This is a genomic window from Marinifilum sp. N1E240 (genome assembly GCF_009295825.1).
Taxonomy (GTDB): Bacteria; Bacteroidota; Bacteroidia; order Bacteroidales; family Marinifilaceae; genus Marinifilum_A; species Marinifilum_A sediminis.
In genome coordinates this window covers 1-312 of record NZ_WHKF01000058.1, presented here as the reverse complement: position 1 = coordinate 312, position 312 = coordinate 1, and the positions used below count along the sequence as shown (strand labels likewise).

The following is a 312-nucleotide window of genomic DNA, read 5'->3' as shown; positions in this document are numbered from 1 at the left end:
ACTTTAACGCGACGAGTTCCAATGGTTCGGAAGCGCTTGCGAGTGCGAATTTACAGGTTGACCTTTCAGCAGCCAGTGGTCGAACGGTAACGGTTGACTTTTCGGTAACGGGTACCGCAACAAGTGCTGATTATACTTTGGCAGATGGAACATTGACGCTAACTGCTGGTGATGTGAATAAAAACATCACGATTGCAAGCATTGTCAATGACCTGTTGGATGAGAATAATGAAACGGTAATCGTAACGCTATCAAATCCAGTTAATGCGACATTAGGTACAAATACAATTCATACCTATACCATTAATGATA

Annotated in this window: 1 protein-coding gene; it reads left to right on the top strand. The window is 42.3% G+C overall.

Going from position 1 to position 312, the window contains the following annotated elements:
- The coding region (locus GCQ56_RS20205) for a Calx-beta domain-containing protein (protein ID WP_227006135.1) at nt 1–312 on the top strand (312 nt) is incomplete at both ends.